Source organism: Streptomyces sp. NPDC048696 (assembly GCF_043198895.1).
GTDB lineage: Bacteria > Actinomycetota > Actinomycetes > Streptomycetales > Streptomycetaceae > Streptomyces.
On sequence record NZ_JBICVJ010000005.1, the window covers coordinates 447015 to 461958 of the forward strand.

The following is a 14944-nucleotide window of genomic DNA, read 5'->3' on the forward strand; positions in this document are numbered from 1 at the left end:
GTGGGCCTCCCCGCTACTGTGGACGGCCCTTAAGTGCCCGCCCGGCGACCCTCGGGGGAGCCGCCGGGCGGGCACCGGTTCACACCAGCACGACATGCAGGAAACTCAGGGGAGCTGAACACGATGAGTGACGCGAAGAAGACCGAGATCGGTGACATCACCACGCAGGAGAACCACGCCGGGAACCCGGGTTCCGGCACGGGCTCCGGCACGGTCCGCCCGCTGGAGAACCACGCGGGCCTGCTCGGCGACGGTGGCACCGTCAAGCCGATGGAGAACCACGCGGGACTCGTCGGCGGCGGCGTCGTGAGGCCCCTTGAGAACCACGCCGGACTGCTCGGCGACGACGGCACGATGAAGCCGATGGAGAACCACGCCGGCCTCATCGGCGGCGGCCCGGTCAAGCCCATGGAGAACCACGCGGGCCTGATCGGCACGGCGGTCCTCAAGCCCGACGAGAACCACGCGGGCTCCGAGGAAGCGTAGCCACCGCGAGCGGGGGTCGGCCGCGGCGACCCGGAGGGGGGAGCCGCCGCGGCCGAACGCCCACGGGGGGAAAACGGGGGCGTACGGGGGACGTACGGGGGCCCCACCGGAGAGGACGTACGGGGGAACGTACGGGGGAGTCCTCTCCGGGGGGAACGTACGGGGGAATCGGGGGACAACGGGGGAACTCGGGGGAACGGGGGACTCAGAGAAACGGGGGAACTCGGGGGACAACGGGGGAACGCCAAAGGAATAGGCCTCGGGGGAGGCCGGGGGCGCGCATTTGGGGATGCGCGCCCCCAACGGGGGACCAAGCGCCCCGCGGCCGGACGTGCCGCGGGGCGCTGGTTTGTGTCCGGGATGCACCGCTGGTGGGTCGATCGGGACTGTCGCCAGGCGCCCGCACCGCCATCACGGCAGCCGAGTCCCACGATGATTCAAGGCCCACGCCATCTCAACTCGTGCTTCAGCATGCCGCCAGGCGGTCGCGCCGGCTACTTCGCGAAGGTCACCATCAAGGCGAAGCGCCCAGGGTTCGGGGCCGGAGGCCAAAGCGAGGCGCGGGGGCGAGCCCGACCCACCCCGGACCGGGGTGCAGGGGGCGCGGCCCCCGCCAGGGAGACCCGGGGGCACAGCATTCAGGGGTGCGGCGGCGTAGCCCTGCCCGGGGGTACGGGGGCAGCGCCCCCGAGCGGGGTGCAGGGGCCGCAGGCCCCGCTGGGGGTTCGGGGGCGCAGCCCCGCTGCCCGCCCGCCCTCAGCCGGAGTTCCGGGCGTAGCCCCGGAGCGGGGTGCAGGGGGCGCAGCCCCCGCCCGGGGCCCCCGGGGGCGGAGCCCCCGGGGGCCCCTCCCCCCACCCGCCCCCGGAGGGTTCAGGTAACGGGCGGGGTGGGGGATCTCAGGGCTCGTTTCAGGACCTTTCCGCTCGCGTTCCGCGGTAGCTCCCCCACCCACTCCACCTCCCGCGGCACCTTGTAGTTCGCCAGCTCCCGCCGCGCCCACGCGATCAGCTCGTCGGACGTCAGCGGAGAGTCGGGGCGGGGCACCACGTACGCCTTGCCGACCTCCCCTAGGCGCGGGTCCGGGACTCCGATCACCGCGACCTCGGCCACCCCGGGGTGCAGGCCGAGCACCTGCTCGATCTCGGCGGGGTACGCGTTGAAGCCGCCGACGATGAACATGTCCTTGATCCGGTCGGTGATCCGCAGGTTCCCGGACGCGTCCAGGACACCCACGTCCCCCGTCCGCAACCATCCGTCGGCCGTCATCGCGGACGCCGTCGCCGCCTCGTCCTCGAAGTACCCGCCCATCACGTTGAATCCGCGCACCTGGATCTCGCCCGGCGAGCCGAGCGGAGCCTGCGAGCCCGACGCCGCCAGTACCCGTACCTCCGTACCCGGTATCGCCCGTCCCGACGTCGAGGCGATCACCTCCGCCGCATCCCCCCGGCGGCACATCGTGACGATCCCGCTCGCCTCCGACAGCCCGTACGCCGTGAGCACCGTCCCGATGCCCAGCTCGGACCGGAGGCGTTCGACCAGGCGCAAGGGAACGACCGCCGCCCCCGTCACCACCAGCCGCAGCGCCGACAAGTCGTGGGCGGTGCGCGCCGGGTGGTCGAGGAGCTGCTGGTGGAGGGTGGGCGGGCCGGGCAGGACCGAGATGCGCTCGGCCGCGATGTTCGCCAGCACCGCGCCGACGTCGAACACCGGCTGCGGCACCATCGTCGCACCCCGCGTCAGACAGGCGATGATCCCCGCCTTGTACCCGAAGGTGTGGAAGAACGGGTTGACGATCAGGTACCGGTCGCCCTCCCGCAGGCCCGCCAGCTCGCTCCAGATGTCGTAGCACCGCAGCGTCTGCGCATGGGTGATCACCGCCCCCTTGGGGCGTCCCGTCGTCCCGGACGTGTAGATGATGTCCGAGGCGGCGGACGGGTCGACCGCATCGGCACGACGCCGCACATCCGCCGTCGCCACCGACTCCCCCTGCGCCAGGAAGTCCTTCCACGCCCGGAAGTCGTCCGGCGCGTCCTCCGCCAGCACCACCACCTGCTCCAGGTGGGGAAGGCCGGGCAGCGGGCCGCAGGAACCGGCTCCCTCGGCGGCCGCACGCCGCAACATGGCAACGTACGACGTCCCCAGGAACGTTCCCGTCACGAACAGCACCTTCGCCCGGCTGCGCGCCAGTACGTACGCCGCCTCCGCCCCCTTGAACCGGGTGTTCAGCGGCACGAGCACCGCCCCGGCCGTGACCGCGCCCAGCGCGCTGACGATCCAGTCGAGCGTGTTCGGCGCCCACACCGCGACCCGGTCGCCCGGCTCGACCCCGGCCGCCATGCACGCGGCCGCCGCCCGTTCGACCCGCTCGCCCAGCTCCGCGTACGAGAGGCGGGTGCGGCCCTCGACGACCGCCTCGCGCCGCCCGTACCGCTCGGCCGCGCTCCGCACGAGCCTCCCGACGGAGCCCCACTCCAGGTCGCCCCGGGTGCCCGAGCCCCGGGTGCCCGCGTCCCGCCCGTCCAGGTCCTCCCGCATGGCAAGCCCTCCCACCGCGCTAGCTGACTACCCGTCAGATTAGCTGTAGCCTTCCTCGCTGTCAGCAGCGGTGCACCGCGGGCAGCACGGCGGTGGCGTACGGCGATCGCGGAGGTGGCGGATGTCGATACTCAAGGACGCGACGGCAATAGCCGGGATCGGGCAGACGAGGTTCGCCCGCCAACTGCCCGAATCCGAGAAGGCGTTGGCCTGCCGGGCCATCCTCGCCGCGCTCGACGACGCCGGGATCTCCCCGTCCGAGGTGGACGCGTTGGCCTCGTACACGATGGAGGAGACCGACGAGGTCGAGATCGCCAAGTCGATCGGGGCGGGCGACCTCACCTTCTTCGGCAAGGTCGGGTTCGGCGGCGGTGGCTCGTGCGCGACCGTGGCCCATCTCGCCTCCGCCGTCGCCACCGGACAGGCCGGCGTCGGGGTCGCCTGGCGCTCGCGCAAGCGCGGCAGCGGACCGCGCCCGTGGAAGAACACCGCGGTCCAACTCCCCACCCCCGCCCAGTGGACGCGCCCCTTCGGGCTGCTCAGACCCGCCGACGAGATCGGCATGCTGGCCCGCCGCTATATGCACGAGTACGGCGCCACCCGCGACCACCTCTTCAACGTCGCCCTCGCCTGCCGCAACCGCGCCAACCAGAACCCGGCCGCGATCATGTACGAACGCCCGCTCACCCGCGACATGTATATGACCTCCCGCTGGATCAGCGAGCCGCTCTGCCTCTTCGACAACTGCCTGGAGACGGACGGCGCGCTGGCCTGCGTGATCGTCTCCGCCGACCGCGCCCGCGACTGCCGGCACCGGCCCGTCTACGTGCACTCCGCCGCCCAGGGCCTGCCCGCCCAGCACCACGGCATGGTCAACTACTGGAACGAGGACCCGCTCACCGGGCCCGCCTGGACCGCCGCCCGACACCTGTGGAAACAGGCCGACTTCGGGCCCGAGGACGTCGACGTCGCCCAGATCTACGACGCCTTCACCCCCCTCATCCCGCTCTCCCTGGAGGGCTACGGCTTCTGCGGCCGGGGCGAGGGCGCCGCCTTCACCGAGGGGGGCGCCCTGGAGATCAGCGGGCGGCTGCCGCTGAACACCGGCGGCGGCGGGCTCAGCGAGGCGTACGTCCATGGCTTCAACCTCATCAACGAGGGCGTGAAGCAGCTGCGCGGCACCTCCACCGCGCAGGTGCCCGACGCCACCACCTGCCTGGTCACGGCCGGTGAGGGCGTGCCCACCTCGGCCCTACTGCTCAGGAGTTGAGATGCCGTCCCCCCTGCCCGCGCCCCTCCTCAACCCCGTCCCGGACGACGACGGCGAGCCCTTCTGGACGTACGCGGCCCGGGGCGAACTCCGCGTCCAGGCCTGCGCCGCCCCCGAGTGCGGGCGGCTGCGCTTCCCGCCCCGGCCGTGCTGCCCGCACTGCCACTCCTTCGACAGCGAGTGGCGGCTGATGTCGGGACGCGGCCGCATCTGGTCGTACGTCCTGCCCCATCCGCCGCTCCTGCCCGCCTACGCCGCCCAGGCCCCGTACAACGCCGTCGTCGTCGAACTCGCCGAGGACCCGCTGATCCGGCTCGTCGGCAATGTGGTCGCGGCGCCTAACGCGCCGCTGGACTCGGTGGACCCGGCCCGGCTGCGGATCGGCGCGCGCGTGCAGGTCGCGTTCACCGAGACCGACGGCGTCACCGTGCCGCGCTGGCTCCTGGAGCGCTCATGACACTGCGCACCGAGCGGGACAAGGAGACCGGCGTCGCGGTCGTCACCCTCGACCGCCCCGAGAAGCACAACGCCATCGATCTGGCGACCGCCGCCGAACTGGCCGCCGTCTGGCGGGAGTTCCGCTACGACGACGAGGTACGGGCGATCGTCCTGACGGGCGCGGGCGAGAAGGCGTTCTGCACCGGCATCGACCGCTCGGCCGTCGTCCCGCAGCCGTCGTCCCCGTACTCGGTCGACGATCCGCTGATCGCGGTCGGGCCGAAGGCGAACGACCTGTGGAAACCGGTGATCGCGGCGGTGCGCGGGATGGCATGCGGCGGGGCGTTCTATCTCCTCGGCGAGGCCGACTTCGTGATCGCCGCCGAGGACGCGACGTTCTTCGACCCGCATACGACGTACGGGATGGTCAGCGCGTACGAGTCGGTCCACCTCGCACTGCGCATGCCGCCCGGCGAGGTGGCCCGGCTCGCCCTGATGGGCACGGCCGAGCGGGTCTCGGCCCGCCGGGCGTACGAGACGGGCCTGGTCAGCGAGGTGACTGCGCCCGGGGAGGAGGTGGCGGCGGCGGTGCGGTGCGCGGAGGTCGTCGCGGGGTACCCGACGGAGGCGGTGCAGGGCACGGTGCGGGCCGTGTGGTCGGCCCACGAGCCCGCCCGCACCCAGGCTTTCGCCCGGGCCCCCCACCTGATAGCACTGGGGAACCTTCCCCCGGACGCCCAGGCGGGGCTGTTCGGGGCGCGGCAGGGCGGGGGGTTCCGGGTGCGCTGAGTTTCGGCTGCGGACCGTGCTGGGTTGCTCGCGCCCACCGACCCGCAGCCAAACAACCACGCCCCCCGTCACCGAGAGGACGTCGCCGTCCCCTTCACCGCGTCCAGCGCGTACACACACCGGTCCTTGCTGCACGCGTACACCACACCGCCCCGGGCCACCGGCGAGCCCGTGATCTCGCCGCCCGTGGCCAGCTTCCAGCGGAGCTGGCCGCCCGCCGCGTCCAGGGTGTAGAGGCAGTGGTCGGCCGAGCCGAAGTGGATGCGGCCGTCGGCGACCACCGGCGTGCCCACCACCTCCCCGCCCGCCGCGAAGCGCCACTTCGGGGTGGAGGTGACCGCGTCCAGGGTGTAGAGCGCGCTGCCGCTGCCCACATGGATGTTGCCGTCGACGACCAGGACCGGCTCGACGGACTGGCGCGACTCGGTCGCGATGCGCCAGCGGTCCTTGCCGGTGGTCGCGTCGAGCGCGTACACCGTGCCGAGGTAGTCCGCCAGGTACACCCCGCCGCCCGCGACCGCCGGGCCCGGCGCGAAGGTCGGCGGGCAGAGGAAGACGGCCGGGGCCTCGAAGTGCCAGCGGACATGGCCGCTGGCGATGTCGATGGACAGCACCCTGGTGCCCGCCGAGACGTAGACGTAGCCGTCCTGCGCGGGCGCGAGGCGGACCGGGACGCCGCCGCACGAGGCCGCGTCGCCGACCGGGTACGACCAGCGCTCGACGCCGGTGCGCGCGTCCAGGGCGCGCAGCCGCGCGTCCTGCCACACGTACACCGTGCCCTCGTGGATGACCGGGCCGGCCTCGGGGGTCTCGAAGTCGGTCTGGGCGCCGGTGATGTCCCACAGCTTCTCGCCGTTGGCGGCCTCCCAGGCCTGTACGCCGCCGCCGCGCGTGGAGGTGACGACCGTGCCCCGGTCGGTGCGCAGGGCGTACACCCAGGCGTCGGTGGGCAGGCGCCACAGCTCGCGGCCGTCCGCCGCGTCCAGCGCGTACAGCGTCGGGCCGTCGGAGGCGTGGATGCGGCCCGCCTCCACGGCCATCGCCCAGGCCACGTCACGGGTCTTGAACTGGCGCCGCCCGCTGGCCACGTCCAGCGCGTGCACCTCGAAGGAGGTGACGTAGAGCAGATCGCCCGCGACCGCCGGGGTGCCCCACACGTCGTTGGACATGCGGAACCGCCAGGGGCGCCAGCGGCCCGGCCCGTCGGGGGCGTGGGCCGGGGCCGGGACGGGCGGGGCGGTGGTGGCGGGCGCGCCGTTCGCCACCGGGAGGTCGGGTCTGCCGTGGGCCTGGCCGGCCGGGACCCTGACCCATCCGGTCGCGGGGCTGGCCTCGGCCACCGCGCGCGCCGCGTCCGCGACCCGGGGGCCCGGGCCGATCGGCACCTTCGCGCCCGCGAGCCGCACCGGCCCGTCCGGCACCGAGAGCGCGGACGGCTGCGGCACCCGGGAGGGCTGCGGCGGCTCGTACGCGGGCCTGGGCGGCGGCGAGGGGTCCACCGGGACCGGCACGGGCTTGGGCCGGCCGCCGCCGCGGCGCTGCTCGATCATCGCCACCGAGCGGTCCGGCAGCCAGGCCGACGCCGTGCCGCTGTCGTCGGAGCCGCCGAACAGATGCGGGGCCAGCTGCGCCTGAAGGTCCTCGGGCGAGGGCCGCAGCGCGGCCTCCATCTGCATACAGGACTCGATGAGCGGACGCAGCTCGTCCGGCAGCCCCGTCACGTCCGGGCCCTCGCGCAGCAGCATGAAGACGGTCTCGACGGGGTTGGCGCCGTGGAAGGGGGCGTGCCCGGTCGCCGCGAAGACCAGCGTCGAGCCGAGCGAGAAGACATCGCTGGCGCCGGTCACGCTGCGGGAGTCCTTGGCCTGCTCCGGCGACATGTACGCGGGCGTGCCCACGGCCACGTTCGTCATGGTGAGGCGGGTGTTGGAGACACCGGACGCGATACCGAAGTCGATCACGCGCGGGCCGTCCTCGACCACCAGCACGTTCGACGGCTTCAGGTCGCGGTGGACCAGGCCCGCCCCGTGGATGGACTGCAGCGCCTCGGCGATGCCGGCCGCCAGCCAGCGCACCGCCTGGGCCGGCAGCGGCCCGCACTCATTCACTATTTCCTCTAGCGAGGGCGCCGGTACGTAGGCGGTGGCCAGCCACGGCACGGCCGCGCGCGGGTCGGCGTCGACCACGGCCGCCGTGTAGAAGCCGCTGACGGCCCGGGCCGCCTCCACCTCACGGGTGAACCGGACCCGGAACAGCTGGTCCTCGGCGAGCTCCGTGCGCACCGTCTTGATCGCCACGCGGCGGCCGGACGCCGAGCGCGCCAGATAGACCAGCCCCATGCCGCCGGCACCGAGCCGTCCCAGCACCTCGAAGGGGCCGATCCGCCTCGGGTCGTGCTGCGTCAGCTGCTCCACTTGCCTGCCACCTCCCCGTACGGGCCTTAAGTAAAGAAATCAACGCGTCACAACAAGGCCCCGTGCAGCGTCTCACGCGGCACCCCGATTCTTCCTGCTGGTGGTCCCCGGTGGCCAACCCGTGCCCTGATCGGGATGTCTCCCCCCGTTCCGGACACCCTTCGACCGCTTACGGAACGGTCCGGTCCTGCTGGAGGATCGCGAACCTCGCGCCCTGGTCGTCGCTGACCACGGCCATGCGCCCGTACGGGATGTCGAACGGCTCGGCGGCGATCCGGCCGCCCAGGTTGACGCAGGACGCGGCGCTCGCGTCGCAGTCGCCCACCGCGAAGTAGACCAGGAAGTGGTCGGGCATCTCCGCCGGGAAGCTGTCGCCCAGCAGACTGCGGCCGCCGAACGCGGTGTCGGGGCCGGGCTCGGCGCCCGCCGGGGACCAGGTGCGGAAGTCCCCGTCCGTCCCGTCCAGATCCTGGCCCTCGAAGCCGAAGACCGCCTCGTAGAACGCGTCCGCGCGCGCCGGGTCGCGCGCGTAGACCTCGGTCCAGCAAAAAGCGCCCGGCTCGCCCGTCTTCTCGAAGCCGGTGTGGCTGCCCGCCTGCCAGAGCCCGAAGACCGCGCCGCCGGGGTCGGCGGCCACCGCCATCGTCCCGTACGGAGGAACCGCGACCGGGTCCGTCACCAGCTGGCCGCCCGCCGCCCTGATCCGCACGGCCAGGGCCGCGGCGTCGGGGGTCGCGAAGTAGACGCCCCAGGCGGTGGGCATACGGCCGTCGCGCTTGGGGACGAGGGCGGCCACGCGCTTGTCGCCGCTGAACGCGTTCGTGTAGAAGCCGTACTTCTCCTCGGCGTCGTCGTCGAACGTCCAGCCCATCAGCGCGCCGTAGAAGCGCTTGCCCGCCGCGAGGTCGGGCAGCGTCACATCGGCCCAGCACGGCGCGCCTTCCGGAAATCCGCCCATGCGCCTGGTTCCTTCCTGGGGTGGCCCGGCTTCAGGTGCCTGTCACGCCGTGCCTCTACGCGGCGAAGTTAACGGCCCCTCCCCCGTATCGCAGCGGCATTAATCGAACACGCGATCTACTCCGCGACCACTTTAGCCGCCTACGCCCTTTTCCCGTACGGGTTGTCCACAGAACATGTCCACAGGCTGTTGATAACACCATTCGAGTGGCGGACGCCCTCTCGAACCGGCGGCCCGCTCACCGCCCCCGTCAACCCCCGGCCCCCATTTGCAGTCGGCCGAATCGCGCTCCGATCACCCCTCGGTAAGCTGACGGCATGACAGGACAAGTACGCACCGTCGACGGCCGCGTGGCCGGCCGACGCGGCCAGGCGACGCGGCAGAAGCTGCTCGACTGCCTCAGCGAGATGCTCAGCTCCTCGCCGTACCGGGACGTCAAAGTCATCGACGTGGCCCGGAAGGCGGGTACTTCACCCGCGACCTTCTACCAGTACTTCCCGGACGTCGAGGGCGCCGTCCTGGAGATCGCGGAGGAAATGGCCAAGGAGGGCGCGGCGTTGACCTCCCTCGTGGAGGGCCGCTCCTGGGTCGGCAAGGCCGGCTGGCAGACAGCGGAGGAACTGGTCGAGGGATTCCTCGACTTCTGGCGCAAGAACGACGCGATCCTGCGGGTGGTGGACCTGGGCGCGGCCGAGGGCGACAAGCGGTTCTACAAGATCCGCATGAAGATCCTCAACTCCGTGAACAACTCCCTTACGGACGCGGTGAAGGAGCTCCAGTCGAAGGGCAAGGTCGACAAGGACGTCAGCCCCGCGGCGATGGCGGGCTCGATCGTCGCGATGCTCGCGGCGGTGGCCTCGCACCAGAAGGGCTTCCAGACCTGGGGCGTCAAACAGGCCGAGCTGAAGCCCAACCTTGCGCTGCTCGTGCATCTGGGCATCACCGGCAAGAAGCCTACGAAGTAGGCGAAGCGGCCGATGCGGCAGTAGGAGCAGCAGCGATCACCCCGGCGCGCACACGGACGGCCGCGCGGTGATCCCCGGGGGCCTTTCACCCCCAAGTCCTGTCACGCCGGCGGTGGTTCACCAAGGTGAGCCCCGCCGGCGTTCTCCTGTCCGGACACCAGCCCGGCCTCCCGCCCGACCAGCCTGAAGAGCCGGATCTCGCGCTCGACACGGGCCTGATACGCGGCGTACGGCGGCCAGAACGCCAGCACGGCCCGCCAGGCGTCCGCCCGCTCCTCCCCCGCGAGCAGCCGCGCCCGTACGGGAATGTCCCACCCCCTCCAGCTGATCGAGGCGTCCGGGTGGGCCAGCAGGTTGGCGGTCCAGGCCGGATGCCCCGGGCGCCCGAAGTTGGACCCGACGAGCAGCCAGGTGCCACCCTCCTCCGGCATACAGGCGAGCGGAGTCGTGCGCACAAGCCCCGACTTGGCGCCGCGCGCGCTGAGCACCACCCCGGGCAGCATCCGCGCGCTGGGCAGCACCCGGCCCCGGGTGAGCCGGTGGACCGCGCGGTCCATCGCCGGGACGACGTGGGGCGCGACCTTCGCGAACGCGCGCGTGGCGGACACCTTCTGGACGAGGCGGGCGGCGAAGCCCGTCGACGGCCGCCCCGCCGCCCTCACAGGGCCGCCCTCGCGCGCGTGGCCGTCGTGAACAGGCCCGCCCCGGCCGCCGCGTGCGCGCGCAGTGCGTGGACCGGGCCGAACAGCAGCTCGTCGCAGGCCGCGCGCTTGAAGTACAGATGAACCTCGTGCTCCCAGGTGAAGCCGATGCCGCCGTGCAGCTGGATCGCCTCGGCGGCGCTCGCCCGCAGCGCCTCCAGGGCCTGGGCGAGCGCCAGGCCACCGGCGGACGGGTCCCAGGTCGCGTAGTACGCGGCCGAACGGGCCGCCTGCACCTGGACATACCGGTCGGCCAGGCGGTGCTTGACCGCCTGGAAGGACCCGATGGGGCGCCCGAACTGCTCGCGCTCCTTCACATACGCCACGGTCCGCTCCAGCGCCTGCGCGGCGGCCCCGACGGCCTCGGCGGCGAGAGCGCAGGCGGCGGTGCGGCCGGTGTCGGCGAGGGCGGCGAGGTGATCGCGCCCGCCCGCCGACCCTCCCGAACCCTGCGACCCTCCCGAACCCTCCGCGCCCTCTGCCCCCTCCCCGCCCAGCAACTCCGCTTCCACATCCCTGAGTTGCACCCGCGCCTGCGCGCGCGTCTCGTCGAGCGCGGTCCTGCGCACCCGGCGCACCCCGGCGGCGTCCGGCCGTACGAGGAAGAGGCGGGCGCGGCTGCGGGCGAAGCCGCCGGTGTGGGCGGCGACGACCAGGAGGCCGGCGGTGTGGCCGTCGAGGACCTGATCGGCCTCGCCGTACAGCCGCCAGCGCCCGTCCTCGGTCCGGCGCGCCTGTACGCCACCGGAGCGCCCACCGCCCGCCCAGTCACCGTCGGCGTTCTCGCCGGTCAGGCCGAGGGCCAGGGCGAGGCTTGCGCCCGGGACCACGAGGGTGGCGGTGAGCTCGCCCCGGGCGAGAGCGGGCAGGTGGGCGCGTTTCTGCGGCTCGGTCCCGAGGGCCAGGAGCAGGGGTGCGGCGAGGGCGGCGGTGGCGAGCAGGGGCGAGGGCAGCAGGGCGCGGCCGGTCTCCTCGCAGGCGAGGGCGAGTTCGGCGGGGCCGCAGCCGACTCCGCCGTACTCCTCGGGCACCGCGAGCCCCGGCAGCCCGAGCTCGGCGGAGAGCCGGTGCCACAGGGCCGTGTCGTGGCCGGGGGCGGTGCGCACGGCGGCCTTGACCTCGTCCGGGCCGCAGCGCTTGGCCAGCAGATCGTGGAGGGTGCGGCGGATCTCCCGCTGCGGCTCGGTGAAGTCGACGTCCATGGGCGGTCACTCCTCCCGGAGGCGGGCCGCTCCGGCGCGGTGCGGGGCGGCGCGGAGGTGGCCCGGCTCGACTCGGCGAATCGATCTGACGGTACATCAGCTTCACTCGCCCGACCCCCGCCGACGAGGCATCGGATTCCCTCGTCCGGCCCCCGCCGACGGCGCATCTGATGTACCGTCAGATTCATGGCTGGAGCCTTCCCCCGCAAGGTCGCCGTCGTCGGCGTGGCCCTCTCCGACACCGGCCGCGTGGACGACGTGACCCCGTACGCCCTGCACGCCCAAGCCGCCCGCCGGGCGCTCGCCGACTCCGGGCTCGACCGGAGCGTCGTCGACGGCTTCGGCTCGGCGGGCCTGGGCACCCTCGCGCCCGTCGAGGTGGCCGAGTATCTGGGGCTGCGGCCCACCTGGCTGGACTCGACCGGCGTCGGCGGCGCCACCTGGGAGGTCATGGCCGCGCACGCCGCCGACGCGATCGCCCTCGGGCACGCCGACGCCGTCCTGCTGGTGTACGGGTCGACGGCCCGGGCCGACATCAAGGCCGGGCGGCGCACGTCCAACCTGTCGTTCGGCGGGCGCGGACCGCTCCAGTTCGAGGTGCCGTACGGGCACACGCTGATCGCCAAGTACGCGATGGCCGCGCGTCGCCACATGCACCAATACGGCACCACCGTCGAGCAGTTGGCGGAGGTCGCCGTGCAGGCGCGGGCGAACGCGGCCACCAACCCCGACGCGATGTTCCGCGACCCGATCACGGTCGACGACGTGGTGTCCGGCCCGGTGATCGCCGACCCGTTCACCAAGCTGCACTGCTGCATCCGGTCGGACGGCGGGTGCGCGGTGCTGCTCGCGGCGCAGGAGTACGTGGCCGACTGCGCCAAGTCGCCTGTGTGGGTGCTGGGTTCGGGGGCGGCGATGTCGCACACGACGATGTCGGAGTGGGAGGACTTCACCGTGTCCCCGGCGGCGGTGTCCGGGCGTATCGCCTTCGAGAGGGCGGGAGTTCGGCCCGCCGACATCGACATCGCCGAGATCTACGACGCCTTCACCTACATGACGCTGGTCACCCTCGAAGACCTCGGCTTCTGTGCGAAGGGCGAGGGCGGCGCGTTCGTGGAGAAGGGGCGGCTGCTGCGGGACGGTTCACTGCCGGTCAACACCGACGGCGGCGGCCTTTCCGCCTGCCACCCCGGGATGCGCGGCCTCTTCCTGATCGTCGAGGCGGTGCGGCAGCTTCGCGGGGAGGCGGGCCCGGGGCAGGTCCGCAAGGCCGACGGCCGCCTTCCGGAACTGGCCGTGGCGTCGGGTACGGGCGGCTGGTTCTGCTCGTCGGGAACGGTCGTCCTCGGGCGCTGAGCGCCGCGCGCCGGGTGCGGCGATTCGGCCGCGGACGACCGCCGACCGGACGGCCGGGCGGGTCCCAATGAGCCGTCGAATTGCCGCAGGCGTTTGGATCGCAACAACAGAGTCTCGGCCGGAACGGCTCGTTCCGGCCATCCTTCTTTACGTCTGCATTGCACGGGACAGAGGGCGGTTGACGTGGCCGACAAGAAGCATGTGTAGTTGCCACGTAACAACGCGGGGCGATCAGCTAAACCGGTCGTCCGCTCTTTTCCGTATTCAGAAGGCAGGCATGACCCTTATCAGGCGCACCACGGCACGACAGTTCTCGCACGAGGACATTCTCGCTCTGGTGGAAGGAACGGCACTGGGCGTACACATACCGGGCTTCATACCCCCACAGGCGCTGGCGTCGGCACGCGAACAGCTCTTAGACCACCCGGACCGGGGCGGGCTCAGCCAGGACACCGCGTTCAAGCGCATCGGCTTCGCCTACTCGGAGATCAGCGACGAGGCCTCGCGCGACCAGTACCACTCGGAAGCCCGGGCCAATATCCAGCGGATGCGCGATCTCTTTTCCCCGTACGCGTCGCCGAGTGATGTATTCCGGGCGCTGGTCGAGGAGACCTGGAAGCCCGGAGCCAATCTGCTGAACATCAATGGGCGCAAGGCGTTCATCGGCATCTGCCGCTACCAGGACAAGGACGTGGACCTCAATCCGCACACCGACGCCCTGGAGCGCAATCTGCCCGCCGAGCACTCCGTCGAGCAGTTGGCGCAGCTCTCGGCCAATATCTACGTCAACATCCCGCAGACCGGCGGCGAGCTGGAGCTGTGGGGCACCGAGCCGGGCGAGGACGCGTACAACGAGCTCAAGGGCGAGCGCGTCTGGGGCCTGGAGCGCGAGCTGCTCGGGCCGCCCAAGGAGGTGATCAAGCCGTCGCCCGGCGATCTGCTCCTGCTCAACCCCCGCCAGATCCACGCGGTGCGCCCGTCCGGCGACGAGCCCCGCATCACCCTCGGGCACTTCCTCGGCTACTACGGCGCCGACCGCCCGCTGGCCCTGTGGAGCTGAGCGCGGCCATGAGCACCTACACCATCGACGGCCGTACGAAGGCGAACTTCGGCGAGGCGGCCAAGCAACTGACCCTCGCCGACACCCGGGCCGTTCTCCTGGTGAGCGTCGGCCAGCGTTACCACGAGGGCGATAAACTCCGCGCCACCGTGGAACTCGTGAACCGCAGTGGATTCGCGCATCTGACCATCGCGGTCGCCGACACCCTGCAACGCACCAACAATCTCGGCATCTCGCCCGAGGACGCCTACGCCAAGGCGCTGCGCGAGGGCGACGAATGGCTGGAGCGCAATGACAAGACGCTCGGCCAACTGTCCGTACCGCATGAGGTGTTGCGCTGGGACGAGGCACTGGAGGATCCCGACTACGCGGGATTCAGGCAGCGCGTCGAGCACGCCTACGAGAACGATCCGCGCTATCGGCAGGCAGTCGACGCCACCATCGGTAAATTCGTCGACCGGCTCACTCTCCGGGATCCGGGCGCGGACACCGAATTGGCGTTCCGGCGGTGCCGGGAATATCTCATCGAGGAATGCCCCATCATCATGCCGATGTGGGCGCATCAGGGCTACGACCACATCATCTATCCGCAGCCGATGACGGTCGCCATGGCCGACACCCAACGGCTCTTCGTCACCGAGGAATTCCCGGGCAAGGGCGGCTGGCTGTCCTTGAGGTTCAAGAAGCGGGCGGCGGCTCCCGAGCAAGCCGCCTGAACCCTTCGCCAACGCCACTATCCGGTATAGAGGACACGACACTGTGACGCCAT

At 72.2% G+C, this 14944-nt stretch carries 13 protein-coding genes; 8 read left to right on the forward strand and 5 right to left on the reverse strand.

All coding sequences use genetic code 11. The features are described 5' to 3' along the window. Positions 1–123 precede the first annotated feature (123 nt). Positions 124–486: a hypothetical protein gene (locus tag ACGFRG_RS13530; RefSeq protein ID WP_361433043.1), complete on the forward strand. Its 363-nt coding sequence runs from the start codon at positions 124–126 to the stop codon at positions 484–486. Between the two features lie 871 nt (positions 487–1357). Here the strand turns inward: ACGFRG_RS13530 and ACGFRG_RS13535 are convergent. Beyond that, complete coding sequence (locus tag ACGFRG_RS13535) at positions 1358–3022, reverse strand: FadD3 family acyl-CoA ligase (RefSeq protein WP_361433038.1); 1665 nt, start codon at positions 3020–3022, stop codon at positions 1358–1360. A gap of 121 nt (positions 3023–3143) precedes the next feature. On the opposite strand from ACGFRG_RS13535, the gene ACGFRG_RS13540 reads away from it, so the two are divergent. From ACGFRG_RS13540 to ACGFRG_RS13550, 3 genes are read left to right on the forward strand one after another with little or no spacing between them, the layout of a single operon-like run. Next, positions 3144–4292 carry a lipid-transfer protein gene (locus ACGFRG_RS13540; RefSeq protein WP_393263664.1) on the forward strand — a complete coding sequence of 383 codons (1149 nt, stop codon included), beginning with the start codon at positions 3144–3146 and terminating at the stop codon, positions 4290–4292. Between the two features lies 1 nt (position 4293). Next, the gene (locus ACGFRG_RS13545) at positions 4294–4749 is read left to right on the forward strand and encodes an OB-fold domain-containing protein (protein WP_361433034.1); all 456 of its coding nucleotides are present in this window, start codon (positions 4294–4296) and stop codon (positions 4747–4749) included. Next, positions 4746–5519, forward strand: a complete 774-nt coding sequence (locus ACGFRG_RS13550; protein ID WP_393263666.1) for an enoyl-CoA hydratase/isomerase family protein — start codon at positions 4746–4748, stop codon at positions 5517–5519. Before ACGFRG_RS13545 ends, ACGFRG_RS13550 begins: the two co-directional genes overlap by 4 nt. A gap of 68 nt (positions 5520–5587) precedes the next feature. Here the strand turns inward: ACGFRG_RS13550 and ACGFRG_RS13555 are convergent, their stop codons facing one another. Further along, positions 5588–7933, reverse strand: coding sequence for a PQQ-binding-like beta-propeller repeat protein (locus ACGFRG_RS13555; protein WP_393263668.1), 2346 nt, complete (start codon positions 7931–7933; stop codon positions 5588–5590). 169 nt (positions 7934–8102) lie between these two features. Next, positions 8103–8891 (reverse strand): VOC family protein, encoded by a 789-nt coding sequence (locus tag ACGFRG_RS13560; RefSeq protein ID WP_361433027.1) that lies wholly within the window; start codon positions 8889–8891, stop codon positions 8103–8105. A gap of 317 nt (positions 8892–9208) precedes the next feature. Between ACGFRG_RS13560 and ACGFRG_RS13565 the strand changes: the two genes are divergently transcribed. Next, entirely contained in the window at positions 9209–9856 is a 648-nt protein-coding gene (locus ACGFRG_RS13565) for a TetR family transcriptional regulator (RefSeq protein WP_067162989.1), read from the forward strand. A 101-nt stretch (positions 9857–9957) separates the two neighbouring features. Here ACGFRG_RS13565 and ACGFRG_RS13570 read toward each other — a convergent pair whose 3' ends face one another. Next, positions 9958–10518 carry a nitroreductase family deazaflavin-dependent oxidoreductase gene (locus ACGFRG_RS13570; RefSeq protein ID WP_393263671.1) on the reverse strand — a complete coding sequence of 187 codons (561 nt, stop codon included), beginning with the start codon at positions 10516–10518 and terminating at the stop codon, positions 9958–9960. After that, positions 10515–11759 carry an acyl-CoA dehydrogenase family protein gene (locus tag ACGFRG_RS13575; RefSeq protein ID WP_393263673.1) on the reverse strand — a complete coding sequence of 415 codons (1245 nt, stop codon included), beginning with the start codon at positions 11757–11759 and terminating at the stop codon, positions 10515–10517. Before ACGFRG_RS13575 ends, ACGFRG_RS13570 begins: the two co-directional genes overlap by 4 nt. Before the next feature lie 186 nt (positions 11760–11945). On the opposite strand from ACGFRG_RS13575, the gene ACGFRG_RS13580 reads away from it, so the two are divergent. The 3 genes from ACGFRG_RS13580 (at position 11946) to ACGFRG_RS13590 (ending at position 14891) form a co-directional block, all read left to right on the forward strand. Then, positions 11946–13115, forward strand: a complete 1170-nt coding sequence (locus tag ACGFRG_RS13580; protein ID WP_393263675.1) for an acetyl-CoA acetyltransferase — start codon at positions 11946–11948, stop codon at positions 13113–13115. Between the two features lie 277 nt (positions 13116–13392). Further along, positions 13393–14175, forward strand: a complete 783-nt coding sequence (locus ACGFRG_RS13585) for a 2OG-Fe(II) oxygenase (protein ID WP_393263677.1) — start codon at positions 13393–13395, stop codon at positions 14173–14175. Between the two features lie 8 nt (positions 14176–14183). Next, entirely contained in the window at positions 14184–14891 is a 708-nt protein-coding gene (locus tag ACGFRG_RS13590) for a tRNA-dependent cyclodipeptide synthase (protein WP_393263679.1), read from the forward strand. Positions 14892–14944 lie beyond the last annotated feature (53 nt).

Excerpts from the sequence above, each read along its gene's own strand:
- ACGFRG_RS13560 (WP_361433027.1), bottom strand. The coding sequence starts at position 8,891 with ATGGGCGGATTTCCGGAAGGCGCGCCGTGCTGGGCCGATGTGACGCTG.
- ACGFRG_RS13590 (WP_393263679.1), top strand. The coding sequence starts at position 14,184 with ATGAGCACCTACACCATCGACGGCCGTACGAAGGCGAACTTCGGCGAG.
- ACGFRG_RS13545 (WP_361433034.1), top strand. The coding sequence starts at position 4,294 with ATGCCGTCCCCCCTGCCCGCGCCCCTCCTCAACCCCGTCCCGGACGAC.
- ACGFRG_RS13575 (WP_393263673.1), bottom strand. The coding sequence starts at position 11,759 with ATGGACGTCGACTTCACCGAGCCGCAGCGGGAGATCCGCCGCACCCTC.
- ACGFRG_RS13585 (WP_393263677.1), top strand. The coding sequence starts at position 13,393 with ATGACCCTTATCAGGCGCACCACGGCACGACAGTTCTCGCACGAGGAC.
- ACGFRG_RS13530 (WP_361433043.1), top strand. The coding sequence starts at position 124 with ATGAGTGACGCGAAGAAGACCGAGATCGGTGACATCACCACGCAGGAG.
- ACGFRG_RS13535 (WP_361433038.1), bottom strand. The coding sequence starts at position 3,022 with ATGCGGGAGGACCTGGACGGGCGGGACGCGGGCACCCGGGGCTCGGGC.
- ACGFRG_RS13580 (WP_393263675.1), top strand. The coding sequence starts at position 11,946 with ATGGCTGGAGCCTTCCCCCGCAAGGTCGCCGTCGTCGGCGTGGCCCTC.
- ACGFRG_RS13565 (WP_067162989.1), top strand. The coding sequence starts at position 9,209 with ATGACAGGACAAGTACGCACCGTCGACGGCCGCGTGGCCGGCCGACGC.
- ACGFRG_RS13550 (WP_393263666.1), top strand. The coding sequence starts at position 4,746 with ATGACACTGCGCACCGAGCGGGACAAGGAGACCGGCGTCGCGGTCGTC.
- ACGFRG_RS13540 (WP_393263664.1), top strand. The coding sequence starts at position 3,144 with ATGTCGATACTCAAGGACGCGACGGCAATAGCCGGGATCGGGCAGACG.